At 61.1% G+C, this 26,348-nt stretch carries 25 protein-coding genes and 4 pseudogenes; 22 read left to right on the top strand and 7 right to left on the bottom strand.

All coding sequences use genetic code 11. The annotated features are described in order from the left end of the window. Positions 1–112 precede the first annotated feature (112 nt). From pmtA to ACP7BS_RS23670, 6 genes are all read left to right on the top strand, one after another. Entirely contained in the window at positions 113–709 is a 597-nt protein-coding gene (gene pmtA / locus ACP7BS_RS23695; RefSeq protein WP_426231093.1) for a phospholipid N-methyltransferase PmtA, read from the top strand. A 9-nt stretch (positions 710–718) separates the two neighbouring features. Then, positions 719–1,309, top strand: coding sequence for a histidine phosphatase family protein (locus ACP7BS_RS23690; RefSeq protein WP_426240049.1), 591 nt, complete (start codon positions 719–721; stop codon positions 1,307–1,309). Beyond that, positions 1,306–2,004: an orotidine-5'-phosphate decarboxylase gene (gene pyrF, locus ACP7BS_RS23685; RefSeq protein WP_426240048.1), complete on the top strand. Its 699-nt coding sequence runs from the start codon at positions 1,306–1,308 to the stop codon at positions 2,002–2,004. Before ACP7BS_RS23690 ends, pyrF begins: the two co-directional genes overlap by 4 nt. Positions 2,005–2,135: 131 nt before the next feature. After that, positions 2,136–2,423, top strand: a complete 288-nt coding sequence (locus ACP7BS_RS23680) for a DUF1330 domain-containing protein (RefSeq protein WP_426240047.1) — start codon at positions 2,136–2,138, stop codon at positions 2,421–2,423. A gap of 121 nt (positions 2,424–2,544) precedes the next feature. Then, complete coding sequence (locus ACP7BS_RS23675) at positions 2,545–3,525, top strand: complex I NDUFA9 subunit family protein (protein WP_426240046.1); 981 nt, start codon at positions 2,545–2,547, stop codon at positions 3,523–3,525. Between the two features lie 249 nt (positions 3,526–3,774). Further along, positions 3,775–3,939 carry a hypothetical protein gene (locus ACP7BS_RS23670; protein WP_426231097.1) on the top strand — a complete coding sequence of 55 codons (165 nt, stop codon included), beginning with the start codon at positions 3,775–3,777 and terminating at the stop codon, positions 3,937–3,939. Between the two features lie 96 nt (positions 3,940–4,035). Here ACP7BS_RS23670 and ACP7BS_RS23665 read toward each other — a convergent pair whose 3' ends face one another. Next, positions 4,036–4,842, bottom strand: a complete 807-nt coding sequence (locus ACP7BS_RS23665) for an undecaprenyl-diphosphate phosphatase (protein ID WP_426240045.1) — start codon at positions 4,840–4,842, stop codon at positions 4,036–4,038. 177 nt (positions 4,843–5,019) lie between these two features. On the opposite strand from ACP7BS_RS23665, the gene ACP7BS_RS23660 reads away from it, so the two are divergent. The 10 genes from ACP7BS_RS23660 (at position 5,020) to ACP7BS_RS23615 (ending at position 17,015) form a co-directional block, all read left to right on the top strand. Continuing rightward, entirely contained in the window at positions 5,020–5,712 is a 693-nt protein-coding gene (locus tag ACP7BS_RS23660) for a glutathione S-transferase family protein (RefSeq protein ID WP_426231099.1), read from the top strand. An 11-nt stretch (positions 5,713–5,723) separates the two neighbouring features. Continuing rightward, a complete protein-coding gene (queG, locus tag ACP7BS_RS23655) occupies positions 5,724–6,884 on the top strand; it encodes a tRNA epoxyqueuosine(34) reductase QueG (RefSeq protein WP_426240044.1) in 1,161 nt (386 codons plus the stop codon). Next, the gene (locus ACP7BS_RS23650; protein ID WP_426240043.1) at positions 6,884–7,756 is read left to right on the top strand and encodes an SDR family oxidoreductase; all 873 of its coding nucleotides are present in this window, start codon (positions 6,884–6,886) and stop codon (positions 7,754–7,756) included. The genes queG and ACP7BS_RS23650 overlap by 1 nt, the downstream gene beginning before the upstream one ends. A gap of 463 nt (positions 7,757–8,219) precedes the next feature. Next, a complete protein-coding gene (locus ACP7BS_RS23645) occupies positions 8,220–8,612 on the top strand; it encodes a septal ring lytic transglycosylase RlpA family protein (RefSeq protein ID WP_426231102.1) in 393 nt (130 codons plus the stop codon). A 181-nt stretch (positions 8,613–8,793) separates the two neighbouring features. Beyond that, the gene (locus ACP7BS_RS23640) at positions 8,794–10,083 is read left to right on the top strand and encodes an RsmB/NOP family class I SAM-dependent RNA methyltransferase (protein ID WP_426240042.1); all 1,290 of its coding nucleotides are present in this window, start codon (positions 8,794–8,796) and stop codon (positions 10,081–10,083) included. A gap of 225 nt (positions 10,084–10,308) precedes the next feature. Next, positions 10,309–11,589, top strand: a complete 1,281-nt coding sequence (locus ACP7BS_RS23635; RefSeq protein ID WP_426240041.1) for an imelysin family protein — start codon at positions 10,309–10,311, stop codon at positions 11,587–11,589. 296 nt (positions 11,590–11,885) lie between these two features. After that, a complete protein-coding gene (locus tag ACP7BS_RS23630) occupies positions 11,886–13,373 on the top strand; it encodes a di-heme oxidoredictase family protein (RefSeq protein ID WP_426240074.1) in 1,488 nt (495 codons plus the stop codon). Next, positions 13,373–14,500 carry an imelysin family protein gene (locus ACP7BS_RS23625; RefSeq protein ID WP_426240040.1) on the top strand — a complete coding sequence of 376 codons (1,128 nt, stop codon included), beginning with the start codon at positions 13,373–13,375 and terminating at the stop codon, positions 14,498–14,500. The genes ACP7BS_RS23630 and ACP7BS_RS23625 overlap by 1 nt, the downstream gene beginning before the upstream one ends. A gap of 215 nt (positions 14,501–14,715) precedes the next feature. After that, positions 14,716–15,705, top strand: a complete 990-nt coding sequence (locus ACP7BS_RS23620; RefSeq protein WP_426231106.1) for a magnesium transporter CorA family protein — start codon at positions 14,716–14,718, stop codon at positions 15,703–15,705. Between the two features lie 203 nt (positions 15,706–15,908). Beyond that, positions 15,909–17,015 (top strand): DUF1513 domain-containing protein, encoded by a 1,107-nt coding sequence (locus tag ACP7BS_RS23615; RefSeq protein ID WP_426240039.1) that lies wholly within the window; start codon positions 15,909–15,911, stop codon positions 17,013–17,015. A gap of 11 nt (positions 17,016–17,026) precedes the next feature. Here the strand turns inward: ACP7BS_RS23615 and ACP7BS_RS23610 are convergent, their stop codons facing one another. Next, positions 17,027–17,566: a GNAT family N-acetyltransferase gene (locus ACP7BS_RS23610; RefSeq protein ID WP_426231108.1), complete on the bottom strand. Its 540-nt coding sequence runs from the start codon at positions 17,564–17,566 to the stop codon at positions 17,027–17,029. A gap of 83 nt (positions 17,567–17,649) precedes the next feature. On the opposite strand from ACP7BS_RS23610, the gene ACP7BS_RS23605 reads away from it, so the two are divergent. The 5 genes and pseudogenes from ACP7BS_RS23605 to ACP7BS_RS23585 all read left to right on the top strand — a co-directional run bounded on the left by ACP7BS_RS23605 (position 17,650) and on the right by ACP7BS_RS23585 (position 22,492). Then, on the top strand, positions 17,650–18,102 hold the full coding sequence (locus tag ACP7BS_RS23605) for a TspO/MBR family protein (RefSeq protein ID WP_426240038.1): 453 nt from the start codon (positions 17,650–17,652) through the stop codon (positions 18,100–18,102). 122 nt (positions 18,103–18,224) lie between these two features. Beyond that, a complete protein-coding gene (locus tag ACP7BS_RS23600) occupies positions 18,225–18,611 on the top strand; it encodes a PaaI family thioesterase (protein ID WP_234937238.1) in 387 nt (128 codons plus the stop codon). After that, positions 18,608–19,246, top strand: a complete 639-nt coding sequence (locus tag ACP7BS_RS23595) for a 5'-methylthioadenosine/S-adenosylhomocysteine nucleosidase (protein WP_426240037.1) — start codon at positions 18,608–18,610, stop codon at positions 19,244–19,246. Before ACP7BS_RS23600 ends, ACP7BS_RS23595 begins: the two co-directional genes overlap by 4 nt. A gap of 108 nt (positions 19,247–19,354) precedes the next feature. Then, positions 19,355–20,917, top strand: a complete 1,563-nt coding sequence (gene guaA / locus ACP7BS_RS23590) for a glutamine-hydrolyzing GMP synthase (RefSeq protein ID WP_426240036.1) — start codon at positions 19,355–19,357, stop codon at positions 20,915–20,917. A 318-nt stretch (positions 20,918–21,235) separates the two neighbouring features. After that, positions 21,236–22,492: pseudogene (locus tag ACP7BS_RS23585) on the top strand (tyrosine-type recombinase/integrase). Here ACP7BS_RS23585 and ACP7BS_RS23580 read toward each other — a convergent pair. The 5 genes and pseudogenes from ACP7BS_RS23580 to trbF all read right to left on the bottom strand — a co-directional run. After that, positions 22,482–22,754, bottom strand: a complete 273-nt coding sequence (locus ACP7BS_RS23580) for a helix-turn-helix transcriptional regulator (protein ID WP_426240073.1) — start codon at positions 22,752–22,754, stop codon at positions 22,482–22,484. The pseudogene ACP7BS_RS23585 and the gene ACP7BS_RS23580 overlap by 11 nt on opposite strands. 22 nt (positions 22,755–22,776) lie before the next feature. Next, positions 22,777–23,007: a DUF2274 domain-containing protein gene (locus ACP7BS_RS23575; RefSeq protein ID WP_426240035.1), complete on the bottom strand. Its 231-nt coding sequence runs from the start codon at positions 23,005–23,007 to the stop codon at positions 22,777–22,779. Between the two features lie 2 nt (positions 23,008–23,009). Further along, a pseudogene (locus ACP7BS_RS23570) lies at positions 23,010–24,155 on the bottom strand (TrbI/VirB10 family protein). After that, positions 24,152–25,108: a P-type conjugative transfer protein TrbG gene (gene trbG, locus ACP7BS_RS23565; protein ID WP_426240034.1), complete on the bottom strand. Its 957-nt coding sequence runs from the start codon at positions 25,106–25,108 to the stop codon at positions 24,152–24,154. The pseudogene ACP7BS_RS23570 and the gene trbG overlap by 4 nt, the downstream one beginning before the upstream one ends. Then, positions 25,105–25,611, bottom strand: a pseudogene (gene trbF / locus ACP7BS_RS23560) (conjugal transfer protein TrbF); the annotation flags it as partial. The gene trbG and the pseudogene trbF, both read right to left, overlap by 4 nt. Between trbF and ACP7BS_RS23555 the strand changes: the two are divergent. Further along, positions 25,609–26,256, top strand: a pseudogene (locus tag ACP7BS_RS23555) (nucleotidyl transferase AbiEii/AbiGii toxin family protein); the annotation flags it as partial. The pseudogenes trbF and ACP7BS_RS23555 sit on opposite strands and share 3 nt — an antisense overlap. Between the last annotated feature and the right edge of the window lie 92 nt (positions 26,257–26,348).

Genomic DNA, 26,348 nt, shown 5'->3' with positions numbered 1-26,348 from the left:
GTTTTTGTCGCATAGGGCAAGACATAATCATTTTGCAGTTGGGGCCGCTGCGTTTGCGCCGGCAGGCATGAAGCCTGTTTGAGACGCAGACGGGGGATTTCTGGAGATACGCATGAATTTTCGTCTGAAAGAGCGTTTTGGCAAGAAATTCGATGAGGAAATCCGTTTCTTCAAGGGCTGGCGCAGCAATATGAAGGCGGTCGGTTCGATCGTGCCGACATCCGGCATCACCGCGCGGCGGATGGCCAGCGTCGTCAATCCGCATTCAGGCCTCCCCGTTCTCGAGCTCGGGCCTGGCACCGGCGTCATCACCAAGGCGATCCTGCAGAAGGGCGTTCAGCCGGAAAACCTCGTGTCGGTCGAATTTTCCACCGATTTCTTCCAGCATCTGGTCAAGACCTATCCGGATGTCGATTTCATCAATGGCGATGCCTTCGATCTCGACAAGACGCTCGGCACACGCCGCGACCAGCAGTTCGACAGTGTCGTTTCCGCCGTGCCGCTGTTGAACTTCCCGATGCATAAGCGTGTCTCGCTGATTGATGATCTCCTGTCGCGTATCCCCGTCGGCCGCCCGGTCATCCAGATTTCCTACGGCCCGCTCTCGCCTGTTGTCGCCATGCCGGATCGCTACCAGATCTCCCATTATGATTTCGTCGTCCGCAACATCCCGCCGGCGCAGCTATGGGTTTACCGCAAGACGCATTGAGGCCTGTCGATGTTCGGAGTTTATATGACGCATCCGCAAATCCGTCTGGAGCCGGATGTGCCGGTTCCACGCTGGGGACTGTCTGAGGTCGGCATCGCGCGGGCCGAAAAGACGGCGCAGCTGAGTTGGACAAACCAGCTTTCCCGCATCCTCTCCAGCGACGAGACCAAGGCGCTGGAAACGGCCGCGATCATGGCACGGGCAAGCGGCATCGAAGTCGAGGTCCTGGAACATTCCGGTGAAAACGACCGCTCGGCCACTGGCTTTCTCATACCCGAAGAATTCGAAAAGGCCGCCAACTGGTTCTTCGCCAATCCCGAACAGAGTTTTCATGGCTGGGAGCGGGCGATCGATGCCCAGAGGCGGATTGTCACGGCAGTCACGTCCGTGCTGGACCGGCATGATCCGGCCAGGCCGATTGCCTTTGTCGGGCATGGCGGCGTCGGAACGCTGTTGAAATGCCACTTGGCCGGTCTGCCGATTTCCCGCAGCCACGACCAGTTGCCAGGCGGTGGCTGCCTCTACGCATTTTCCCTTGCGGACCGTTCCCTTGCATGCGACTGGACCGCCATGGAGCTCTGGCAAGGATGGCAACAATGACTGCAACCGCGCGCGACCGGCTGATCGTCGGTCTTGATATCCCCACCATCGGCGAGGCAGAGGTTATCGTCAAAGCGCTCGGCGACGACGTGCTGTTCTACAAGATCGGCTACCAGCTGGCCTTCGCCGGCGGTCTCGAATTTGCCCGCGATCTGGCTGCCGACGGCAAGAAGATCTTTCTCGACATGAAGCTGCTCGACATCGACAACACGGTTGCCAAGGGTGTCGAAAACATCGCCAAGATGGGGATGTCGATGCTGACGCTGCATGCCTATCCGAAGGCGATGCGGGCGGCCGTGGAAGCCGCACGTGGCTCCGATCTCTGTCTGCTCGGCGTCACCGTGCTCACCTCCATGGACGAGCAGGACGTCATCGACGCCGGTTATCAGCACGACACCCATACGCTGGTGTTGCGCCGTGCAGAACAGGCCCGCGCCGCCGGCATGGGCGGCATCGTCTGCTCGGCCGAAGAATCGTCCGCCGTCCGCAAGATCGTCGGCGCGGACATGGCCGTCGTCACCCCAGGTATTCGTCCGGCCGGCAGCGACAAGGGCGACCAGAAGCGCGTGATGACACCGGCCGATGCCTTGCGCGCCGGGTCGAGCCATCTCGTCGTCGCCCGCCCGATCGTCAAGGCCGCCGATCCGCACGCTGCGGCCCTGGCTATCCTGAATGAAATGACCGGCGCCCTCTAGGCAATCGCCCTGCTACGCCTGCTGCAGATGCCACCCTGGACATGTCTTCCCTCGGCTTGACCAAACCGGGGATTTGACGGAAGAAATCGAGGCGACAATTCGCAGCAAGCGGAGAGATTGAGGAGATTGCCATGGCCAAGGGCTACTGGATTGCACGGGTCGATGTTCGCGATGCCGAGCGTTACAAGGACTATGTCACAGCCGCCAAGCCGGCGTTCGAGAAATACGGTGCGAATTTCCTGGCGCGTGGCGGCGCTTTCCAGCGTCTGGAGGGCGATGTGCGTGCCCGCAACGTGGTGATCGAATTCCCGTCGCTGCAGGCGGCGATCGATTGCTACAATTCTCCCGAATACCAGATCGCCGCTGCAATCCGCCAGCAGGTCGCCGATGCTGAAATGGTCGTTGTCGAGGGCGTCTGACGCCCGGCCGCAACTGCGGCGTAAAGCGGCAGAAAAGCCTTGGCGATAAGCCTTCCCGTGGCCCTACGATTGGGCTATGTAGCTCATATACGCCATACTGCAGATCAGGAGTGCCTGTGCCATGACTTTGTCCAATCTCCCGCCGCTCGTCACCGTTTTCGGCGGTTCCGGGTTTGTCGGCCGGCATGTCGTGCGGGCCCTGGCCAAGCGCGGCTTTCGCATTCGCGTTGCCGTTCGCCGTCCCGATCTCGCAGGCTTCCTGCAGCCTTTGGGCAATGTCGGTCAGATTTCCTTCGTCCAAGCCAATCTGCGCTACCGCAAGTCGGTCGATTCGGCCGTTCTTGGCTCCGATCACGTCGTCAACTGCGTCGGCATCCTGTTTGAAGCCGGGCGCAACACCTTCGACTCGGTTCAGGATTTCGGCGCCCGCGCAGTCGCCGAGGCCGCCCGTGGTGCCGGCGCGACATTGACGCATGTGTCCGCCATCGGTGCCGATGCCAATGCTGAATCACTGTATGCCCGCAGCAAGGGCCGTGCGGAAAAGGCGGTCCTCGAGACCGTCCCGGAAGCTGTCATCCTGCGGCCTTCGATCGTCTTCGGTCCAGAGGACGGCTTCTTCAACAAGTTTGCCGAAATGGCACGCTTTTCGCCGGTCCTGCCGCTGGTCGGCGGTGGCAATACGGCGTTCCAGCCGATCTATGTGACCGACATCGCCGAGGCCGTTGCCAAGGCCGTCGAGGGCAAGGTTGCGCGCGGCCGGATCTATGAGATCGGCGGACCGGACGTCCTCACCTTCAAGAACTGTCTCGAAATTCTCCTGAAGACCATCGATCGCAAGCGCACCTTGCTGCCGATCCCGTTCGGTCTCGCATCCCTGATCGGCTCCGTCGCCTCGATGGTACCGTTCATCGCGCCGCCGCTGACCGTCGATCAGGTGACCCTGCTGAAGAGCGACAATATCGTCTCTGCCAAGGCGCAGGCCGAAGGCCGCACATTGGAAGCGTTTGGCATCGAGCCGACCTCGGTCGAGGCCGTGCTGCCCTCCTACGTGGTCCGCTATCGCCCGCAGGGCCAGTATACCCGCTCCGGCAGCGCTGCCTGATCACGCTGACTGCAGCTTGAAAATCTGTTGTTGAACAAGCCGCCGGTACCCACCGGCGGTTTCTTTTTGACCGTCGCAGAATAAAACGTTGCAGTTCTGCCTCACTTAAAAAAGCGATTGGTCTTTACCGTCGATTCAACATGTATCGATATTGATAACAACGGTTCCAGCACATACACAGCAGCCGCGCCGCATCGTTTACCCAAGGAATGACCGGCGCCGTCACATCATCTTGAGAGGCACATTTTTATGGGCAAGTCGATCGCGATTTTCTTTGCGTGCGCGGCACTTATCGTCCTGGCTGGATCCTTCGCGGCGCCAAAGACGGTCGCCAGCAATCATAGCGGCTGCGCGCCTGCCTATGGCGTCGATCCTTGCACGACCGCGTCGATCGGTGCGCTCGCAGCAGAATAAGAGTTTCCGCCTTTCAAAAGGCGGCATGGACTATGGCGGGGGCCAGGGACCGCATGCATCCTCTTCTTTGAGGTGCATGCGGTTTTTTTATTGGGCTCAGCCGAACAGCCAAAGGCCGATGAGGCCGGCCGTGCCGACGAGGATGCGCCAGATGGCAAACGGTGCGAAGCCCCGGTTCGAGACGAAGTTCAGAAGCGAACGCACCACCAGCAGCGCGGAGAAGAAGGCGGCGATGAAGCCGACTGCAATCAGCGTCACGTCGTCGAAGTTGAGTGCGTCACGGTTCTTGTAGAGATCGAGCGTGAAGGCGCCGAGCATTGTCGGCATGGCGAGGAAGAACGAGAATTCGGCCGCCGAACGCTTGTCGGTTCCCATCAGCAGCGCGCCGGCGATCGTCGCGCCGGAGCGCGAGGTGCCGGGGATCATCGCCAGGCACTGGAACAGGCCGATTTTGAACGCCAGCGAGGGTGGATAATCCATGATGTCGCGATATATCGGCTTCAGAGGCATGCGGTCGATCGCGTAGAGAATGACACCGCCGATGATCAGAACGACGCAGATCAGCGCCGGTGTTTCGAACAGAACTGCCTTGATGAAGTCATGCGCTATGGCGCCGATCACGGCCGCCGGCAGGAAGGCGAGAAGGACCGACAGGACGAACCGCCGGGCCTTCGCGCTTGAGGGCAGGGCCAGCGCGATGGAGAGCAGCCGCTGGAAATAGACCAGCAGGATGGCGAGGATCGCACCGAGCTGGATGAGCACTGCAAAGGTATTGCCGGGCGATTTGAACCCGAGGAAATGCCCGGCGAGCAGGACATGGGCGGTGGACGATACCGGAATGAATTCGGTCAGGCCTTCGATGAGGCCAAGGATAAGCGCACTGATGATCGATTGATCGGCCATGAATTAAGCTTCCCTGAAGCATTGGAGGTTAGGCTCTGGGCCAATGAAGGGCATTGGCTGATTCGCTTGTGTTTGCGGCAGCAAGTTCCTATAGCTTTTTCTAACACACCGTGGCCAGACGAAACCGCCACGACACACCCATCCCCTCCTAACCGAACTGACGAAATCCGATCGCTTATGCCGACACTTTATCACCACCCGATGTCCACATCCTCCCGGTTCGTCCGCCTGATCCTGTCGGAATACGGCTATCAGACGGAACTGGCGGAGGAGCAGCCCTGGGAGAAGCGCCGGGATTTCCTGACGCTCAATCCGGCGGGCACATTGCCGGTTTATGTCGATGACAGCATGCGGGCGCTCTGTGGTGCGATGGTCATTTCCGAATATGTCGACGAAACCCACGGCGTGCTGAAGCGCGACCGTCGGCTTCTGGCGGAAGACCCGTTCCAGCGTGCGGAAATCCGCCGGCTGGTCGAATGGTTCCTGCAGAAGATGGAAGCCGACGTGACGCGGCCACTGGTGCGCGAACGTATCTTCAAGCTGCAGATGACACCCGATCAGGGTGGCGGCGCGCCGGACTCGAAAATGCTGCGCACATCGCGCGCCAATATCCGCCAGCACCTGAAATACCTCGGCTGGCTTGCGGGCTCGCGCACCTATCTGGCCGGCGACCGGTTGTCCTACGCCGATCTTGCCGCCGCTGCTGCCATCTCGGTCCTGGACTATCTCGGTGAAATCGACTGGTCGGAAGCACCGGCCGTCAAGGACTGGTATCAGCGCCTCAAGTCGCGTCCATCGTTCCGCCCATTGCTGGCTGAGCGCGTGCGCGGGGTTACGCCCGTTTCCCATTACGCCGACCTCGATTTTTAAGGAGCGGTCCCGTGCCCGGCAATGCGCTCCTTGAGGAGAAGCATGACAAGCGGCGCCGGACGCTCACCAGCTTCCTGAAGGACGAGGCCCGCGACAAGGGTTTCGACGTCTGCCGGGTGACGCTGCCCGATTCCATTCCCAAAGCACCGGAGCGCCTCGCCGACTTCCTTGCCGAAGGCTATCACGGTACGATGGACTGGATGGCCGATACGGCCGACCGCCGGGCCGATCCCCGTGTCCTTTGGAGCGATGTGCGCTCCGTCGTTTTGTTCGGCATGAATTATGGGCCGGACGAAGACCCGCGTTATCTTCTCGACAGGCCGGAACTCGGCGCCATCTCGGTCTATGCCCGCAATCGCGATTACCACGACGTGATCAAGGGCAAGCTGAAGGAAGTCGCCAGCCGTTTTGCCGCAAGGGCAGGCGAGGACGTCAAGGTGTTCGTCGATACCGCACCGGTGATGGAAAAACCGCTCGCCGAGCAGGCTGGCCTCGGCTGGCAGGGCAAGCACACCAATCTCGTCAGCCGCGAGTTCGGCTCCTGGCTGTTTCTCGGTAGCCTTTTCACCACGGCCGATCTGTCGATCGATGCGCCCGAGCGGGATCATTGCGGCTCCTGCCGTGCCTGCCTCGATGCCTGCCCGACCGACGCGTTTCCGGCACCCCACCGGATCGACGCGCGCCGTTGCGTCTCCTACCTGACGATCGAACATAAAGGTCCGATCGATCCTGCCATCCGCCAAAAGATCGGCAACCGCATCTATGGCTGCGACGACTGTCTTGCCGTCTGTCCGTGGAACAAGTTTGCAGCCGCAGCCTCCGAGATGAAGCTGAAGGCACGCGAGGACCTGAAGGAACCGCCGCTGTCGTTTCTGCTGACGCTCGACGATCCGGCATTCCGGACGTTCTTTTCCGGCTCGCCGGTCAAGCGTATCGGCCGCGACCGGTTTGTCCGCAACTGTCTGATTGCTGCCGGAAATTCCGGTGAGACCAACCTGATCGACCTTTGTCGCGTCCTGTCAGCTGATCCGTCGGCGATTGTGCGGGGCATGGCGGTCTGGGCGCTGTCGCGGTTGATGACGGCTGGCGATTTCTCTGATTTTGCGGCAAGACGGCAGGACGAGACCGATCCCGAGGTTCTCGCCGAATGGAAACTGGCAGGAGTGGTCTGATGCATGTTCTGGTTCTGGGCGCCGGTTTCTCCGGCTCGGCGAGCGCCAAGGCTTTTCTACCCTTGGCGCAATCGGTGACCGGAACGACACGCTCCGAGGACAAGCTTGCCGGCCTGCGCGCTTTGGGCATCGATGCGCTTGTCTATGACGGTACGGCGATCTCGCCGGAACTGGCCGCAATCATGAAGCGCACGACGCATCTTATCCAGTCGATTGCGCCGGGCCGCGACGGCGATCCGATGATGCGGCCCAGCGCGCAGTCTCTTGCCGAGCTGATGCCCAATCTGGAATGGGCGGGCTATCTTTCGACAGTTGGCGTTTACGGCGACCATGGCGGCGCCTGGGTGACTGAGGATGCCTCTCTGGAGCCCGTTTCCGCCCGTTCCGTCGAGCGGGTCGCGGCCGAACAGGCATGGCTGGCTATCGGACAGGCCAGCAACATCCCCGTGGCCGTGCTGCGGCTCTCCGGCATCTATGGACCCGGCCGCAATGCATTCTGCAATCTTGCGGCTGGAACCGCGCGCCGCCTGATCAAGCCCAACCAGGTCTTCAACCGCATCCGGGTCGAGGATATTGCCGGTGCTGCCGTCTTTCTCTCCGGGAGGTCGATCGGCGGCATTTACAATGTCACGGATCACGAACCGGCGCCGCCACAGGATATCGTCGCTGAGGCGGCCCGCCTGATGGGTGTGGCGCCACCGCCGGAAATACCCTTCGAAACCGCCGAACTTTCGCCGATGGCCCGGTCTTTCTATGGGGAAAACAAGCGCGTTTCCAATAGACGGCTGCGTGATCTCGGCTTCGTCTTCCGCTTCCCAGACTATCGGATTTCGCTAGCTGAATTATGGAGTAACGGCCACTGGCGTGGCTAATATTTCAAGTAAAAAACGCTCCCGATAGTCTATGTTTTGTTTCCGATAGATCGGGGCGAATTGTGGCGAAATATCGCCCCGGCGATGGCCGTATGGTCTATCGGAGCGGCAAGAATATCCCCGTGGTATTGCCAAATTCATACACTTATGACGGGAATATTGGATTCTCTAGCTTAGAAATGGGAGGGTTTTAGACGATTTCAAAAAATTGAATCCTTTTTCTTGAGGCTATAGAGGCTCACGAGGATGGTAATTGACTCCAGCAGGCTAACGCCTGAATCCAAAGCATTTCTGCAGCTTTGTGACAGAATTTCAAAATTTCGTAATTTGAATTTTTCGTAGATCGCCAAAAGTTCCTAACGCAACGTTAAAGGTTGAAGCACGTTTTCGCCATTTTTCCCGCTGAAAACACAAGCCTTCATTCTTAAGACTTAACTAATTTTCCAGCGTAGGGGTCATCTGTTTGATCAAGATGAAAATAACGTCTGTTGCTCTAGCAGCGGTTTTTGCCTTGGGGGCAACTTTTACAGCGGTGACACCGAGCCAGGCTGCATCTGGTCAGTCAAAGGCCCGGGCCGGTAATTGCGGCGGTGCCTCCTGGTATGCGCTCTCATCGCGCACCGCCTCCGGCGAACGCATGAACGCCAGCTTTCTCACTGCTGCTCATCGCAATCTCAAATTCGGCACCAAGGTCGCCGTTACAAACAAGCGCAACGGCAAGACCGTCGTTGTTCGCATCAACGATCGTGGCCCGTTTATTCGCGGCCGTGTCCTCGATCTTTCCAAGGCCGCCGCATCCCATATCGGCATGGTCAGCTCGGGTACTGCCAGCATCTGTTACCGCGTCGTCAGCTGACAACAAACACGTCCGCCCGGGAATTGTTCCGGATGCATTTGATACGGTTCGAACGGAAAGGCGCTGCCTTCCGACATAAACCACAGCCTCCCATCTGGTCAGCATTCGTCATACGCCAGCACCTCCCGGCTTGCTCTTGACGGCCATCACCGCTACCACGGCGGAAAATGGAGTTTAAAAGATGCGACTGGGTGGCAGGCTCGCCGGAGCCATTGAGGTTCTTGCCGATATCGAAACGCGCAAGCGTCCCGTTGCCGACGCCCTCAAAGATTGGGGGCTGGCGCACCGCTTCGCCGGGTCCGGCGATCGTGCCGCGATCGGCAATATCGTCTATGACGCGCTGCGCATGAAACTCTCGCATGCCTATCTGATGGATAGCGACAGCGCCACGGCGCTCGGCCATGCCGTCATGTTTCGCCAGTGGGGCGTTTCGCCCGAACAGCTGGCCGCTGAACTGGATGGCGACAAGTTTGCGCCTGAGCCGCTGACCGCCGAAATGACCGCCGCGTTTGCCAGCCGCAAGCTCGAAGATGCGCCGCTGCATGTGCAGGGCGATATCCCGGCATGGGTTCAGCCGTCGTTTGAAGAAAATTTTGACGAAGACTGGCTTGAAGAAGCCCAGGCTTTGGCTGGCCGTCCGGCGCTCGACCTACGGGTCAACACGCTGAAATCGACGCGCGACAAGGTTTTGAAGGCACTGGATCGCAGCGCGGTCGAGCCGACGGCGATCGCCCGCAACGGCATCCGCGTCAAGGCGGGCGAGGGTGCATCGCGCCTTCCCAACGTCACCGCCGAAATCTCCTTCGAAAAGGGCTGGTTCGAGGTTCAGGACGAGGGGTCGCAGATCGTCGCCGATCTCGTCATGCCGAAGGAAAACGACCAGATCCTCGACTATTGCGCCGGCGGTGGCGGCAAGACCTTGGCCATGGCAGCCGCCATGAACAACAAGGGCCAGATCCACGCCTACGACACCGACCGCAAGCGTCTGGCCCCGATCATCGAGCGTCTGAAGCGCGCCGGCACCCGCAACGTGCAGGTCCATGACCGGCTGGACGGCCTGATGCCGTTTACCGGCAAGTTCGATCGCGTTCTCGTCGATGCGCCGTGCACCGGCACCGGCACCTGGCGCCGCCGTCCGGATACCAAGTGGCGGCTGACGCAGAAGAACCTTGAAGAGCGGCTGGGCCAGCAGCAGGAAGCGCTTGGCGGTGCCGCCTCCTTCGTGCGTCCCGGCGGTCATCTGATCTACGTTACCTGTTCGGTACTGCCGGAGGAAAACGAGGCGCAGGTCTATGCGTTCTGTGAGGACAATCCCGAGTTTGAAATCCTGTCGGCAGCCGACGCCTGGGCCGATCTCTACGGCACCGACAAGAGGCAGCCGTGGTCTGCGGACATGAAGACCGTGACACTGACCCCAGCATCGACCGATACCGATGGCTTCTTCTTCTGTGTGATGGGCCGCAAGAACTGAGCCCTGATCGAGGTTCTCGATAGGCTCGTCGCTACAGATGCGGCGGGCCTTTCTGCGGCACCCCACATTGAAAACATTCTAAACTATACACTTTGACACCAGTTTGCTTTTGGTTCATGAAAACCGGGCTGAACAGCGACGCCCTAATCTCGGGCCGCGCGGCTTGCGCGACCGGACCGGGCGGCGGGAACGCCGGATTTTTCCGGGAAAATACCAGGAGAGGCCATGACCAAATCATTCCTTCGCGGCGCTGCGCTGGCGCTTGCCACCGCTACCTCGATGCTTGCGCTGCAGCCGGCGCAGGCTGCCACTGATGCCGCCGCAGTCGTCAAGCACTATGCCGATGTGGCGCATGCAAAATTTTCGGATGCTCTTTCGACTGCAGAGGCGCTCGACAAGGCCGTTGACGCGCTGATCGCCACCCCCAGCGAAGCGACGCTGAAGGCCGCCCGCGAAGCCTGGCTCGCCGCCCGCAACCCCTATCAGGAAACCGAGGTCTACCGTTTCGGCAACCCGATCGTCGATGAGTGGGAAGGCAAGGTCAACGCCTGGCCGCTGGACGAAGGCCTGATCGATTATGTCGACCCGAGCTATGGCGCGGAAAGCGACGAGAACGCGCTGTTCACCGCCAACGTTATTGCCAACAAGTCGATCAAGATCGACGGCAAGGATGTCGACGCGACCAATATCACGCCGGAATTCCTCGCCGGCACCCTGCAGGAGGCAGGCGGCATCGAGGCGAACGTCGCCACCGGCTACCACGCCATCGAATTCCTGCTCTGGGGCCAGGATCTGAACGGAACCGGCCCGGGCGCCGGCAACCGGCCCTACACCGATTATGATGCCAAGGCCTGCACCAACGGCAATTGCGACCGCCGCGCTGCCTATCTGAAGGCTGCCAGCGACCTGCTGGTGTCCGATCTGAAGGACATGGTTGCCAACTGGACGCCGGACGGCGCTGCCACCAAGAATGTCGAAGCCGACCCCAAGGCTGGCCTCGGCGCCATCCTGACCGGCATGGGCTCGCTGTCCTACGGCGAACTGGCTGGCGAGCGTATGAAGCTCGGCCTGCTGTTGCACGATCCGGAAGAAGAACACGACTGCTTCTCCGACAACACCTACAACTCGCATCTGCATGACGCGATCGGCATTCAGTCGGCCTATACCGGCGACTATACCAAGGTCGATGGTACCAAGGTGACCGGCCCGTCGCTGTCCGAACTCGTTGCCGCCAAGGATCCGGCGCTCGACAAGGAAATGAAGGAAAAGCTGGCGACCACGATCACCGCGATGCAGGCCATGGCCAAGCGCGGCGAGACCGTGGAAAAATACGACCAGATGATCGGCGAGGGCAATACCGAGGGCAATGCCGTCGTGCAGGCCGCCATTGATGGCCTCGTTGCGCAGGCAAAGACGGTGGAGCGCGTCATTGCGTCGCTGGAACTTGGTACGATCGAGCTTGAAGGTTCAGACAGCCTGGATAATCCTAACGCTGTCTTCCAATGAGAAAGCAAAGGCGGGCCGCCGCTTGCCGCGAGCGGCCCGGTTTTTTCTGAATGCGTACTTGGCTTGTCCGACGCCTGATCTTGCCGTCTGCCGTTCTGTTTCTGACAGCGGCGGGCGGCTTTTCCGTTCTTGACGGCAATATTTTTGCGGGTGCGGCATACCCCCCTCTGTCACTGCGTGACATCTCCCCCTCAAGGGGGGAGATCGGCTCAGAGCAAAACCATCTTTCAGAGCCCTTGCTGTCAAAAACTGGAAAATTCGAGCGGGTGAGCGAGATCGATGTGGCAGAGGGGGGTATGCGGCCTGCCAAGACAGAAAGTCTTGCGGAACAGCTCCCGCTTTCCTCCACCCGTGATGATCTGACTGAGGCTGATCGAGCTCGCGTCGAGACTCTCACGCGCCCCGCCACTGATTTTTCCAAGGCTGAAAAGTTCGAAGCCATGTCCGGCGGAGCGGGCACGTCGATCGCATCCGTCAACCAGGATAGTCTCTCGCAATTTTCCGCCAATATCGGCTTTGCCGAGGAAGAGAGCTTCAAGCTCGGCAATGCGCTGTTTCGCAAGCTCTGGGTGTCATCGCCGTCCTCTACGCAGGCTTCGGATGGTCTGGGACCGCTCTACAACGCCCGCGCCTGTCAGACCTGTCATCTGAAGGACGGCCGGGGCCATCCGCCGGAGGGGTCCAATGATGCCACGTCGATGTTCTTGCGCCTTGCCCGTGCGCCGAAAAACGATGCCGAGCGCGCGGCGATCGCGGCGCATGACGTGCTGAATTTTCCTGATCCGGTCTACGGCCAGCAGCTGCAGGATAGCGCCGTCCCCGGTCTTGCTGCCGAAGGCCATATGCGGATTCGCTACACCGAAACTCCGGTGGCGCTGGCGGGCGGGGAAAGCGTTTCCCTGCGCAAGCCAAGCTATTCGGTCGATAAGCCCGGTTACGGCCCGCTCGACCCGGCGACCACCCTGTCGCCAAGGGTGACGCAGGTGATGTCCGGGCTCAGTCTTATCGAGGCAATTCACCCCGCCGATATCGTCGCGAATGCCGATCCGGCCGATGCGGATGGCGATGGCATCAGCGGCAAGCTGCCGGTGGTCCGCGATCCGCAATCCGGAAAACTGGCGCTCGGGCGTTTCGGCTGGAAGGCGCAGAGCGCCACGGTGCGGCAGCAGGCAGCCGATGCGCTGGCCAATGATATCGGCATCTCGTCGCCCGATGCCCGGCGCAGCCACGGCGATTGCACGCCCGCCCAGACGGCCTGTCTGTCGATGGCAGACGGCGTGCAGCCGCGCCTGGGCGATACGGAAGCGCCGGATCCTGTCCTTGGCCTCATCACGTTCTATTCCGAGAACCTCGCCGTTCCGGCGCGGCGCAAGGCAAGCTTTGCCGAAACGCTTGCGGGCAAGAAGGTGTTTTACGACACCGGCTGCGTGTCCTGCCATGTGCCGAAATTCGTTACCCGCCGCGATGCCGCCAACACGGCGCACGCGTTCCAGCTGGTCTGGCCCTATTCCGATTTCCTGCTGCATGACATGGGCGAAGGCCTTGCCGACGGGCAGCCGGTGGGTGCCGCATCCGGCAGCGAATGGCGCACGCCGCCGCTCTGGGGTATCGGCTTGACCAAGACGGTGAGCGGCCACACGTTCTTCCTGCATGACGGGCGCGCCCGCAACCTGACGGAAGCCGTCCTCTGGCACGGCGGCGAGGCGGCAAAAGCCCGCGACCGGTTTGCCGCGCTGGAAAAAGCCGATAGACAAGCCCTGATCACATTTCTGGAGTCTCTCTGATGCGCCACCGGCATATCCTGTTTCTCGGTTTGAGCCTTGCCTTCATGCCGCTTTCTGTCATGGCGGACGATGAAGAGGCGGTGGCGCCACGCGCCGGGCTGAAACAGGAGGCGGTGGCTGGTGTCATGCAGAAGGCCGTCGACGATTTCATCCGCCCCGGTCACCGCGATCTGCTGGAGGGCACCGAGACCCTGGCAGAGGCTGCGCATATGCTGTGCGAAAAGCCATCGGACGAGACACTCGGCGATGTGCAGATGAGCTTTGACGAAGTCGTGCAGCAATGGTCGACGATCGAGATCGTCCGTGTCGGGCCGGTGATCGAAGGCAACCGTTTCGAGCGCTTCCTGTTTTTCCCGGATCGCAAGAGCACCGGCCTGAAACAGGTCCAGCGCATTCTGGCAACGAATGACGAAACCGCGACCTCGGCGGAAACTCTCAAAGGCAAGAGCGTTGCGGCGCAGGGACTCGGCGCGCTCGAATATGTGCTGTACGGTACCGGAGCCGAAATCCTGCCGACCGAGAAGAACGGCTTTCGCTGCCGCTATGGTGCCGCCATTGCCGACAATCTGAAAGCGGTAGCGGGCGAGCTGCATGCCGAATGGGAAAAGCCGGATGGTATCCAGGCCGCCTGGAAGAACCCCGGCCCGAACAATCCGATCTACCGCGACGGCAAGGAGGCAGCGACAGAGCTGCTCGGCATCCTCGTCCATGGTGTCGAAGCCATCCGGGACCAGCGTCTGCGGCCGTTCTATGCCGGGATCATCAAGGGTGAACCCGACAAGGGCCACCCGAAAATGGCGATCTACTGGCGCTCCGGCAATACGATGCCGGCGCTCTCCGCGAACTTTACGGCGCTGCAGACCCTATTCAACACCGCGGACATGAAGGCGCTTTTGCCGGATGGCAACGCCGATGTGGTCAGCGCCGTCAACTATCTGCTGCAGGCGATCGTCGATGATCTCGATGAGATCGATTTGCCGGTCGAAGAGGCGATTGCGAACGACGAACAGCGCGGCAGGCTGAACCGCATCCTGCAGAATACCAACGATGTCCTGCAGCGGCTAAACCTGGATTTCGGTGCCGCGATCGGGCTGAGCTCAGGCTTCTCTTTTGCCGATGGCGATTGAGCAAAAAAGACTGCATTCCGGCCGCTAGCAAGCGGTTGACAACAAACACACATTGGCGCAAGGGATCGGCCGTGTTCACCTGTGAGCACGGCCAAACAAGGATCAACGGATCATGAACCCCGACAGTCGAAGTAGAGCTTCGATTTTTTCGACCGTCAGGCCCTGATCGAAGGGTGTCCGCTGGCGGTCGACGACTTGCCAGATTGGAACCCGACATGCTGCGCATCTATTCCTGCCAGAACAATCACCTTGCCGTTATCGACGCCATCCCGGAACTGAGTGACATCACGCCGGTCGTATGGTTCGACCTGTTCAATCCCGCCCAGGATGAAACCCGGATCGTCGAACAGCAGCTCGGCATCGAAATTCCGACGCGCGATGAAATGCAGGAGATCGAACTCTCCGACCGCCTGTATCAGGAGGACGGCGCCGAGTTCATGACGATGACGGCGGCAACCGAACTCGATGGCGACAACCCGATCAAGGTGCCGGTGACCTTCATCCTGAAGGGCGCGACATTGGTCACCGTCCGTCATGCCGATCCCAAACCGTTCCATCTCTATGCCGCCCGCACGCAGCGCCTGAATGGCATTTCCTGCGAAAGCGGCGAACTGGTCATGCTCGGCCTGCTGGAAGCGATGATCGATCGTACGGCCGATGCTTTGGAGCGGATCGGCAACGAGATCGATGCCATTTCACGGGAAGTGTTCCGCAAGAACCATTCGAGCGTCACCAAAAAGACCCGCGATCTGCAGTCGCTGATCGAGCAGATCGGCCAGAAGGGTGATTTTCTGAGCGTCATCCGCGAAAGCCTCGTCAGTGTCGGACGTCTCGTCGCCTATCATACGGCGCTGGACGGGATCGGCACGCGCAAGGCGATCAAGGAAAGCCGCCAGCGGATCAAGCTGATCCAGCGCGACGCCGCTTCGCTCGGCGACCACGCCCTGTTCCTGTCGAACAAGATCAATTTCCTGCTCGACGCGACGTTGGGCCTGATCAATCTCGAGCAGAACCAAATCATCAAGATCTTCTCGGTGGCATCCGTCGTCTTCCTGCCGCCGACCCTGGTCGCCTCGATCTACGGCATGAACTTCGATGCGATGCCGGAGCTGAAGTTCCAGTTTGGCTATCCGTTGGCCCTGTTCTTCATGGTGCTGTCGGCCTTCCTGCCGTTCCTCTATTTCAAGCGGCGGGGCTGGCTTTAGTTTTTGTTGTTTTCTCTGGCGATTCTCCAGATTCTCCGTCATCCTCGCCCTTGTGGCGGGGATCCAGTGCGCTCACGTCCGTGAGCGAAGGACTCTTTCACGCGACGGACGTCGCGTGGCTGGATTCCTGTGACAAGCACAGGAATGACGGAAGGGGAGGGGCCAAGCCGGTTAACGACCAGTTTATGCTCCACGGAAATCTCATGGCATACCAAACCATCTCCACCGGCCAAATCCTCACCGGCCGCCGTACCTTCCTGACGATGGCCGGTGCCGCCTGGGCCGCGACCCTTGCCCCGCAAGCAGTCTTCGCCCTGTCACGCACTGACGCCATCTATGCCTCCGCATTCATGGCGCCTGATGGCTCCTATGGCGTGGCGACGCTGACGGAGGAGGGAGAGATTATCGAGCGGGTGCCGCTGCCGGCCCGTGCCCATGGCATGACCTGGTCGCCGGTCAGCAACCGCGCCGTCGCCTTTGCCCGCCGTCCCGGCACCTATGCGATGATCTTCGCGCCGGATGACAGTGTGAATCCGATCGTCATCACCTCGGTCGAAGGCCGGCATTTTTACGGCCACGGCTGCTTCTCGGCGGATGGCCGCTTGCTCTATGCAACGGAGAATGATTTTGCCGGCAATCGCGGCATGATCGGCGTCTATGACGGCACCAACCGCTTTGCCCGCATTGGCGAGTTTCCGTCCTATGGTATCGGGCCGCACGACATGACCCTGTCGGCGGATGGGCGGATGCTCGTGGTTGCCAATGGCGGCATCGAGACCCATCCGGATTTCGGCCGTACCAAGCTCAATCTCGACCATATGGAGCCGTCGCTGGCGCTGATCGACACGGCCACCGGCGCAATGATCGAACGTCACGCGATGCCGGATAACCTGCGCCAGCTCTCCACCCGCCATGTCGATATCGGCGCGGATGGAAGGATCTGGTTTGCCTGCCAGTACGAGGGTGCCCGCAACGATCTGCCGCCGCTTGCCGGTTCTTTTTCGCGCGGCGAGGACATCCGGTTCTTGGATTTGCCGGAGGAGACGACACTGGCGCTCGCCAACTATGTCGGTGCCATTGCGGTCAACCGGCGCGACGGATTGGTCGGCCTGACATCGCCCAAAGGCGGCGCTGAGGTGACGGTCGATGCAAGGACCGGCCGGGTCGTGCGGCAGCAAAGCCTTGCCGATGCGGCCGGGATAGCGCCATCGGCACATGGCTTCGTCGCATCGTCCTATTCGGGCGCGTTCGGCGAAACCAAAAGCCGGGTCGTCTGGGATCAGCATATCGTCAGAGTCGGCAAGCTCTGATCGCAAACCGGTCAGCGCGTTAAGAGAGGAGCAATATCCTCCCAAAGATAGGCAACCTGTTCGTAACTCCGATCGCCCAGCCCGATGCTGCTCGTCTCTACCGCTTTTGCGCCCAGCCGCTCGTAGAATGGCCGGTTGGGGTTGCCGGACAAGACCCATGCAAACAGCGATTTCGCCCCTTGCTCCGCGCAGAGCCTCGCCGCCGAGCAGACAAGCGCCGTGCCGATCCCAAATCCCTGATAGCCGGCCCGGACATACAGCGCATAAATCTCGTGGATATCGCCGGGCACTTTGCCGCGACCTGGCCCGAAATTGGCAAAGCCGATGATTTCATTGGCCGAAGGCTCGACCGCGACCAGATAACAGACGCCCGGAGCGCCCATGCGCCGGGCGTGGCGGATGGCCTGTTCCTCGCGTGACATGCCATCGAGAAAATCGTCTGCCAGCAAGCCGCGAAAGGTCGATCGCCATGTATCGACCAGCACTCCGGCGATCATGAACAGATCATCGCCCGTGCCCGTCCTGATCTCGAAAGATTTTTGGTCGCTCATGACGATGATATTGGGATTGCCGGTGGCAAATTAAAAGCCCGGTCCATCTGGCGTTCGGTTCATGCTCGCCCTATGTCGGCTGCATGAACCGTATCCTGATCCATATCCTCTTCATCGTTATCGTTCTCGGCTGCGGCCTGTTGATCGGCATCAACAACATTCCTGGCGAATGGTACCAGTCGCTGGCAAAGCCCTCCTTCAATCCACCCAACTGGATTTTCGCGCCGGTCTGGTCAGCGCTTTACGTCATCATCGGCTTTGTCGGCGCCCGCACCTTCCTCAACCATCGCGCCACGGCGGCGATGCGGTTCTGGGTGGCGCAGATGGTCTTCAATTTCGCCTGGTCGCCGCTGTTCTTCGGATTTCAGGAAATTGCGATGGCGTTGATCGTCATCGCCGCGCTCCTGGTCTCGATCGTCGGCTTCATCGTCGTCAGCCGGAAGCAGGATGCTGTCTCGGCGCTGCTGTTTACGCCCTATCTTGCCTGGGTCGCATTCGCGACATTGCTCAACGCATCGATTTTCCTCATGAATTGAGGCTTGTCCTTGTTTTTCCGCCATGCGACTGTCTGCGCAACGGCGACCAGAAACTGAGACATAGAGAGCACAAGGTGGAATTTCGCGAGCGCATCCGCAATAGCTTCGGCCGCCAGCCCGCCATGGCCACCATCGGGGCGGAACTGACACGGGTGGAGCAGGGCTCGGTCGAGATCGAGCTGCCGTTCGATGAGAAACTGACCCAGCAGCATGGTTTTCTACATGCGGGGATCATTTCAGCAGCGCTCGATGCCGCCGGCACCTATGCCGCCTATTCGGTGATCGATCCGGATGCCTCGATCCTGACCATTGAGTTCAAGGTCAATCTGATGTCGCCCGGCCGGGGCGAACGCTTCCTGTTTCGCGGCGAAGTGACGAAACCCGGCACGACGATCATCGTCTCCGACGGCCGTGGTTATGCGATTTCGCAGGATGGCCCGGCCAAGCTGATCGCCTCGATGACCGGCACGATGATGGTGATCCGTGGGCGCGAGGGGATCGAAGGATGACATTCGAACTGAAGCATGTAGCGGATAAGAGCCTGCTCTACGTGATGGCCGTCGATGCCGAATACGGCGTGCACCTGCGCGAGCGCATCTCGCCCTTGATGACCGGTGTCGGTCCGGTCGAAGCGGCGGTAACGCTGACGCGCGCGCTCGCGGAACTGGCGCACCGCAACAGCCTGCCCGACCTCGTCATTTCGCTCGGCTCGGCCGGTTCTGCCCGGCTGGAACAGGCCGAAGTCTATCAGGCCACCTCGGTTGCCTATCGCGATATGGACGCTTCACCGCTCGGCTTTGTAAAGGGCGCGACGCCGTTTCTCGATCTGCCTGTCACGGTCGATCTGCCGTTGCGCGTACCCGGCGTCGAGACAGCCAGCCTTTCGACCGGCGCCAACATCGTTTCCGGTGCTGCGTATCAGGCAATTGCCGCCGACATGGTGGAAATGGAAACCTTCGCGGTCCTTCGCGCGTGCCAGTCCTTCGGTATTCCGCTGATCGGCCTGCGTGGCATTTCCGACGGCAAGGCGGAACTCAAGCATATCGGCGACTGGACGGAATATCTGCACGTGATCGACGAGAAGCTGGCAAGGGCGATCGATGCACTCGAAAAGGCCGTCAAAACCGGCGAAATCGCCGTCTGAAGCCGCAAAATTGTCCGGGTGCAATGTAATCGTTGCGCTTGGGGCTGCCTTTAATTAAAGGCTGCCCACAGTTCCCCATCAAATAAGCCAAGCCAACGGAAGCGCGTCATGACAGCGACAGTCCATCCCGATACCGTTCTCATCGTCGATTTCGGCAGCCAGGTCACCCAGCTGATCGCGCGACGTGTGCGCGAGACCGGCGTCTATTGCGAGATCGTACCCTTCCAGTCGGCCGATGAAGGCTTCAAGCGCCTCAACCCGAAGGCCATCATCCTGTCCGGCAGCCCGGCTTCGACGCTCGACATCGGCTCGCCGCGTGCACCGCAAGTGGTGTTCGACAGCGGCCTGCCGGTGCTCGGCATCTGCTACGGTCAGCAGACCATGTGCGAACAGCTCGGCGGCAAGGTGGAGGCCGGTCATCACCGCGAATTCGGCCGCGCCTTCATCGAGATCGACAAGGAATGCACGCTTTTCGACGGCATCTGGACTGTCGGTTCCCGTCATCAGGTCTGGATGAGCCATGGCGACCGCGTCACCGCGATCCCGGATGGTTTCGAAGTCGTTGCCACCTCGCCGAACGCGCCGTTTGCCTTCATCGCCAACGAGGCGAAGAAATTCTATGCCGTGCAGTTCCACCCGGAGGTCGTGCACACGCCGGATGGCGCCAAGCTCTTGGCCAATTTCGTCCACAAGATCGCCGGCCTCAAGGGTGACTGGTCGATGGCCGCCTATCGCGACAAGGCCGTTGCCAATATCCGTGCCCAGGTCGGCGACAAGCGCGTCATCTGCGGCCTGTCGGGTGGCGTCGATTCCTCCGTTGCGGCTCTTCTGATCCATGAGGCGGTCGGCGACCAGCTGACCTGCATCCTCGTCGACCACGGCCTGATGCGCAAGAACGAGGCGGCCGATGTCGTTGCCATGTTCAAGGAGCACTACAATCTGCATCTGGTCCATGTCGATGCGTCGGACATGTTCATCAATGCGCTCGAAGGCGAGAGCGATCCGGAGACCAAGCGCAAGACCATCGGCCGGCTGTTTATCGACGTGTTCGAAGCGGAAGCCAAGAAGCTCGGCGGCGCCGATTTCCTCGCCCAGGGCACGCTCTATCCGGATGTCATCGAAAGCGTTTCCTTCACCGGCGGCCCATCGGTCACCATCAAGTCGCACCATAATGTCGGCGGCCTGCCTGATCGCATGAACATGCAGCTGGTCGAGCCGTTGCGCGAACTGTTCAAGGATGAAGTCCGCGTCCTCGGCAAGGAGCTCGGCCTGCCTGACTCGTTCATCGGCCGTCACCCGTTCCCGGGGCCAGGTCTCGCCATCCGCTGCCCGGGCGGCATCACCCGCGAAAAGCTCGAAATCCTGCGCGAAGCCGATGCCGTCTATCTCGACGAAATCCGCAAGGCCGGCCTTTACGACGCCATCTGGCAGGCGTTTGCCGTGCTGCTGCCGGTCCAGACCGTCGGCGTCATGGGCGATGGCCGCACCTACGAATTCGTCTGCGCCCTGCGCGCCGTCACTTCGGTGGATGGCATGACCGCCGATTTCTACCACTACGACATGGACTTCCTCGGCCGCGCCGCCACCCGCATCATCAACGAAGTCCGCGGCATCAACCGCGTCGTCTACGACGTGACGTCGAAGCCGCCCGGCACGATTGAGTGGGAATGATTTTGGCCTATCCGAACGCCGCCGATAACACGCCAGAACCCTCCACAACTAACTGAAATAACACAATAAATCTTCCGCCGTCTATCGCCGTCTATCGCGGGGCAAGCCTCGGGATTGACGGTATAGCTGACGGTATGGCGACTCTTGTCGCATCGGCAAAACGAATATACCGTCACGGCTAGAGAGCTTGTGACGGTATTTTTTTTGACCTTATTCCATTGGGAATAAAAGGAAATTTCCCGTTCAGATAGGCCCGATTTGGGCTGACGGTATATTTGATGGCTCTCTCGCGTTTTTTGAACGATTTCGGAGGGTTCAATGCTGACTGACGCGGGTATCAAGGCCCTGAAACCAAAAGATAAATTGTAAAAGGTCGCTGACCGTGACGGTATGTACGTCGTAGTGCAGCCATCGGGAGCGATCGTGTTCCGTTACGACTACCGCATGAATGGGCGGCGTGAGACCTTGACCCTCGGCCGATATGGGGCTGCCCACCTGTCTTTGGCGCGTGCGCGGGAGCAGTTGATCGACGCGCAGCGCGCCATTCAGGAAGGGCGGTCGCCCGCCCAGGAGAAGCAGCGCGAAAAGCGCCGCATTAAGGAAGCAAAGAGCTTCGGCGAGTTTGGCGAGCGCTGGTTGCAAGAGCACCGGATGGCGGAAAGCACCCGTGCAATGCGCCGCACGATCTATGAGCGGGACATTCTTCCGACATTTCGGAATCGGTTGCTGACTGAAATCAGCCCCGAGGATCTGAGGGCGATGTGCGCGAAGGTGAAGGGACGGGGTGCCCCGGCCACGGCGGTCCACGTCCGCGATATCGTGAAGCTGGTTTACGCATTTGCGATCCTGCACGGGGAAAAGGTGTCGAACCCGGCCGATGAGGTCGGGCCTGCCTCGATCGCAACCTTCGTTCCCAAGGACCGCTCGCTATCGCCCGCTGAAATCCGGGTCATGCTGGGCCAGCTTGAGCATGTGGCCACGTTGCCGACCATCCGGCTCGGAATGAAGCTATTCCTGATCACGATGGTCCGAAAGAGCGAGTTGCAGGATGCGACTTGGGATGAAGTCGATTTCGAGAATGCAGTTTGGTCGATTCCGAAGGAGCGGATGAAACGATCCAAAGCGCACAACGTCTATCTGGCGCAGCAGGCGATCGACATCCTCGTCGCGCTTAAGACCTGTGCCGGCAATTCCAGATATCTGCTGCCGTCGCGCTACGATGCGGACGCGCCGATGTCGCGCGCAACGTTCAATCGCGTAACCTATGCGGTCGTCGAGCAGGCCAAAAAGGAGGGACTGCCGCTAGAGCCGTTTACTGTCCATGACCTACGCCGCACGGGTTCGACGCTGCTCAACGAGTTGGGCTTCAATAGCGACTGGATCGAGAAATGCTTGGCGCATGAGGATGGGCGCTCGTCGCGCGGCATCTGCAACAAGGCGGAATATGAGCACCAGCGCCGTCATATGATCCAGGAATGGGCCAATCTTATCGACGCCTGGGTCGCGGGGCAGAAATACGTGCCGACGCTGTATCCAGCGTCCATGGACCTTCTGGTTCCGGAGCCTAGCCTTTGACGGGCCGGAACTTCCTCAGGTTCACGTCGGGAGATGGCGCTCGTCTTACTGCTTTCTCTCTGGAGGCTTGGCGACGTTGCGCAAGCCAAGCCTCCACTTCGCCGAGGTCCCAGACCACGCATCGGGCCGTCAGATAGAACCGCTGTGGAAATTCGCCGCGTTGCTCCATGTCGTAGATCGTGGTGTCGGCAAGGGGGACGATTTCCCGAAGCTGGTGCCTGCGAATGGTGCGTTTGCTGAGTGCGGCTGGCGAATGGCTCATCATCTGATCTCGTTGATTCTGACTACGCCGACGGCGCGTTGGGGAGGGTGCGCCGCGCCTTGGCAAATCCGCGATCCGTGGCGATGAAACGCTCCAGCATCGGCGCGATGAGTTTCGCGGGCTCTACCGGGCTTGCGCCTTCGGCGAGGAGGCGGCCGTATTCGGTGAGGTCACGATGGAGCGCCGCCGGCAGCTCCACCGTGATCCTGACGGGTTTGTCGTCGGCGATCGGGCCGAGTTTCAGCTTGGTCATGGTCAGCTCCTGTAGGGTTCGAGCACCAAATCCTTGGTGACGATGACGCGGACCGGGAAGCCAGGCCGGATCGTCAGGGTCGGCGCGACCTGCAACTGGCGCTGGATGATCTGCTGGCCGGCCTGATTGACGGTGTCCTGCGCGCCGCCGCGAATAGCAGCGATCGGGCGATCGTTGTCGTCGGTGGCGAGTTCCGTGCCGACGCCGAGCAAGGTCGAGAGCGCGGCGGCCTTGGCGAGATCCCACCAGTGATAATCGACGCCGTCTTCCAGTCCGGCATAGCCCTGCGTGTCCGCGCCGGGCTGACGCTCCAACACGATGGAGCGGCCATTCGGCATGATGAGGCGGTTCCAGACGAGCAACACACGGCGCTGCCCGAACTGGACGCTGTTGTCATACTGGCCGATGAGCCGCGTTCCCTGCGGCACGAGCAGGACGCGCCCCGTGGGGCTGTCATAGATGTTTTCCGTGACCTGTGCGGTGATCTGGCCCGGAAGATCGGAGCGGATGCCGGTGATGAGCGCGGCTGAGATGACCGCTCCGGCCTGAAGCACGAACGGCGACGCCGGCGGCGTCACGCGATCAGGCGTGATGGTACGCCGGTCGGCCGCCGCATTGAGGAAAGCAAGCTGCCGGTCTTGCGCGGTTGAAGGCTGTCCGGTCGCGCCGCTGGCATCGAACCCGGCAAGGCCCGGCATCGCACCGGGCGTCGCGCTTGCCGTCGATCCCTGCCGTGACTGGAAGAACACGGTGCTGAGACGCGCGGCTTCTTCCTCGGCGCGACGGCGCTGTTAGGCTTCGTCGACGCCGGGCGTCGGCACTACGGGCGGCACGACAGGTTGGCCAGCATTCTGCGCGGACAGGATCGGTCCGCCGAGATCGCCGGGCAGCGCCGGGCCAAGGACTGGGCCGGTATAGTCGCGCGGCAGGCCGGCGAGACCATCGGCGGTCTGCCGGTTGGCGGTCGAGTAAAGTTCTTCGCCGGCATCGCCGGGGCCGCGGGTCTGAAGTAAGTAGATCAGCGCCCCGCCGATCCCGACCAGGGCGACTGCGGCGACGCTGGCGAGCATCTTGCGCGACAAGCGGGTGACGCGGGGCGTTTCCGCGCGCAGGCGCATGGGGGCGGCATTGGTTTCGGCTTCGGTCATGATTGCGGCCTCCCGTCGGTGCGGACGATCCTGACGGTCTGCTGGCGGTCGCCGGCGCCGAGGCGCAGTTCGGCCGCGCCGAACAGGCGATCGACGATCAGGATGTGTTGATAGATGCGGCTGTTGGCGATCTGCGCTTCGCCCTCGGGGCCGATGACGAAGATCGGCGGCATTTCGCCCTGCACGATGCCGCGCGGGAATTCGACATAGACGCGGCGGCCGTCGTCATAGACGGCGACTGGCTTACACGGCGGATTGCCGCCCGTGAGGCCATAGCGATAGTTGCGCGCCGCGACCGCCGGGATGATCGGCGTCGCCGGCACTGCCTGCTGTCCGCCGCCTGCCGGTTGCGGATAGGCCCAGGCGACAGCGGGCATATAGGGCTTCTCGCCAGAGCGCAGCTCGATCATATAGGTACGGCGGTCGGTCGTGATGACGAGATTGGTGGTGATATTGACGCGCGACGGTTTCACCAGGATATGCACGCGGCGGGTGACGCCGGAACCAGATTCGGTGTCACCGATGATCCACCGGGCGGTGTCGCCCGCCGCGATCGGCCCGGCGCCGGTCAGGGTCTCGCCGGGCTCGAGTGCGATGCTGGTGATCTGGCCGGGCGCGGCATAGACCTGATAGAGCGCGCCTTCTGACCAAGGATAGACCTGAATGGCGTTGAAGTAGCCTTCACGGCGTGGCTGCACCCGGGCCGCCGCGTTGGCGTTGTCGACGCGGCCAGCAGGCGTGCCAGCCACTGTGCCTCCGCGAGCAACGGTCCAGGCTGGCGGGATATGGAGTGGTTTCAGACGATCGTCCGTCAGGCTCACGGGAATAGCCGGGAGCGGCGGCACGCTGGCGTTGTAGCTGATCTGCGGTGGCTTGGTGGAGGCGCAGCCGGCAAGCATGGACGCAGACAGCAGCAAGGCCGGAATTGTGGATTTTCGCAAAGCCGGGTTCATTGGCTCATCTCCCGCGACCAGTTGACAGCGTTGACGTAGATGCCGAGCGGATTGACTTTGAGCCGTTCGGCGTCGCGCGGCGGCTGGAGGACAACGGTCAGGATCGCGGTCCAGCGCTGGGTCGAGGCGAGCGAGCCGTTCTCGAAATGCCGCTCCGTCCAGGCGACGCGGAAACTGTCGGGTGACGCGCGTATGACGCTGGAAACGTCCACGGCGATTTGCTGCTTGCCGACCTTGGTGAAGGGATCATTTGTGCGCGCATAGTCGTTGAGCGCGCCCGCGCCGCGATCGGTGGTCCAATCATAGGCGCGAAGCCAGTTCTGCCGGACGATGATCGGATCGGCCGGAATCGAACGGACCTGTTCGATGAAACGGCCAAGATGCCATGCGATCTGCGGATCAGTCGGGCGATAGTCGGCAACGGCCGGAGCGAGGGTTTGCGCCTGGCCGAGATTGTCGACCTGCACCACCCACGGAACGACGGTCCCCTGCACGGATTGCCAATCGTAGCGGCGGCGCTCACGGCCGAAGCTTTGACAGCCACGATCCGCGTCGAAGAAGAGAAGCTGTTCATTGACTATGAGGCCGCCGCGGCCGGCTCGGGCTATGTGGCGCCGAGCGTGATGCTCGAATTCGGCGCACGATCGACGGGCGAGCCCGCAAGCCTGCGCGATATTGACTGCGATGCGTCTGGCCTGATCGAGGGCGTTACCTTTCCCACTGCGCGCCCCCGCGTCATGCACGCGGAGCGAACCCTTTGGGAGAAGGCGACCGCTATCCATGTTTTCTGCTTACAGGAGCGGCTGCGCGGGGATCGCTTTGCTCGTCGCTGGCATGATGTTGCGCGATTGGACGAAGCCGGTTTCGCGGCGTCCGCCTTCGCCGATCGGGAGCTGGCGAACGCAGTAGCGCGCCACAAGGCGATGCTCTTCGCCGAGAAAGCATCCGATCGCACGCCCATCGATTACGCGGCGGCTGTCAACGGCGCTCTACGGCTCGTGCCCGCTGGCGATGGTCTGAAAGCGCTGGAAGAGGACTACGCCCGAATGGTCGACGATGGGCTTCTCCTGGAAGACGCCGAGCCTTTCGACACGCTGATGGCGCGGTGCGCGGACATCAGCACGCGTGCGAACAACGCATCTGCATAAGAAATGACTTAGGGGTCGTGTTTTTGGAATTGAGCGAAGGCGCAGAGATCACCGAGGGGTCAAACTGCGCAGCGCGATGGCAAGGGGGATTG

The sequence above is a fragment of the Pararhizobium sp. DWP1-1-3 genome (assembly GCF_049896125.1).
GTDB lineage: Bacteria > Pseudomonadota > Alphaproteobacteria > Rhizobiales > Rhizobiaceae > Pararhizobium.
Note: the sequence above shows the minus strand (reverse complement) of the source record. Positions and strands in the feature narration are given on the sequence as shown.